Genomic DNA, 1,478 nt, shown 5'->3' with positions numbered 1-1,478 from the left:
GCCCACCGGGCGAAGTCCGGCCCACCGGGCGAAGTCCGGCCCACCGGGCGAAGTCCGGCCCACCGGGCGAAGTCCGGCCCACCGGGCGAAGTCCGGCCCACCGGGCGAAGTCCGGCGCAGCCATCCCTCGGTGGCGACGGCCATGCGAGGAGTGCTGCTGTGCTCGTCGGCGCCGTTTGGTCCAGGGGCTCAGAGTCGCGCGGGTCGGGTGGCCGCGGTAGGGCGTCCCGGCGCGTCTCGGTGGTGTGTGCCGTCAAGCGACGTGGCGGTGAGACAGCGGACCGCCGCGGCTGGCTGCTTGTGGCCGTGGAACTGCGGGTGCGGCCAGGCGGCTGGGGTGGGGTGTGACGGGCGCCTCACTCGTGGGTGGCATGACCTTCTTCGGACGGGTGTTGATGAAGGTGTCCGTTGTTCGCGTCAGCTATTCCGGGAGTGTCTTCGATGTCGTCCGCGCCGACCACGCTGACCATGTACTCGACCACTTGGTGCGGGTTCTGCCGCAGGCTCAAGACCCAGCTCAACGCGGAGGGGATCGAGTTCGTCGAGGTGGACATCGAGGAGACGCCGGGGGCCGCGGACTTCGTGATGAGCGTCAACGGGGGCAACCAGACCGTGCCGACGCTGCACTTCCCCGACGGGACCGCGTTGACCAACCCGTCCCTCGCGCAGGTCAAGGCGCAGTTGACCACCTAAGCGTTCACAGATTTCAGTGGGGCTGCCCGGCGGGCAGCCCCACTGCCGTCTTCAACCGTGCCGACCGCGGAACAACAGCCACAGCAGCCACGCCTGAAATAGAGCCGTGCCGACGAGCACGGCGCCGCCGACGACGCCGTTCCACGGCTCGCCCATCTCCGGCAACAGCACAACCACCAGCGACGTCGGCAGCGTGACCACCACCGCCACCACCGGCAGGAACGACGCGTCCGGCCCGCCGAACGCGACCAACCCGACAGCGACGACGGCGAAGACCACCATCACCACAGTCAGGTAGCCCAACGCCACCTTCCGCGCCGCGCGCTGGTTGCTCCACCCGCTCACCGGGCACCACCAACCAGCACCAGTCGCACCCCGCGCCCTCGGCCCACTCCGCACCGCAGCCCAGCACTACCGCCGCCCCACACGGCAAAACAACCCACCGACACGCCACACCACCCCGACCTCGCCGCACCAACACAGGTCAAACCCTCACCACGCGCTCATCACCACGCCGGACCGCACGATTTCAGCGCGCCGATCACCCATCCACCTCCCGCACCACCGCCACAAAGCGACCGCACCCACCAGATACCCAGCGCCGCCGACAACGTCACAACACCCTCTAATCGCCCAACGGCACCGACGCTCCAAGCGCGGGTGGCTAGCACCGCCCAGGGCCGCGCCAGGACCACCGGCCCACAGGACACACACCACTCACAACCCGTACGCACACGGCCCGACCCGCCCGGATGTGCTTGCCCGCAAACCGAGTCACCGCAAGG

2 protein-coding genes are annotated in these 1,478 nt (G+C 69.5%); one reads left to right on the top strand and one right to left on the bottom strand.

The window, feature by feature from the left end:
- The first annotated feature begins 441 nt into the window (after positions 1-441).
- Positions 442-693 (top strand): mycoredoxin, encoded by a 252-nt coding sequence (locus ACZ6SD_RS09425; RefSeq protein WP_465316450.1) that lies wholly within the window; start codon positions 442-444, stop codon positions 691-693.
- Positions 694-744: 51 nt separating this feature from the next.
- Here the strand turns inward: ACZ6SD_RS09425 and ACZ6SD_RS09420 are convergent, their stop codons facing one another.
- Complete coding sequence (locus ACZ6SD_RS09420) at positions 745-1,038, bottom strand: SCO4225 family membrane protein (protein ID WP_465316449.1); 294 nt, start codon at positions 1,036-1,038, stop codon at positions 745-747.
- Positions 1,039-1,478 lie beyond the last annotated feature (440 nt).

It is taken from the genome of Actinokineospora sp. NPDC051303 (assembly GCF_055586285.1).
This window is presented reverse-complemented; position numbering and strand designations above follow the sequence as displayed.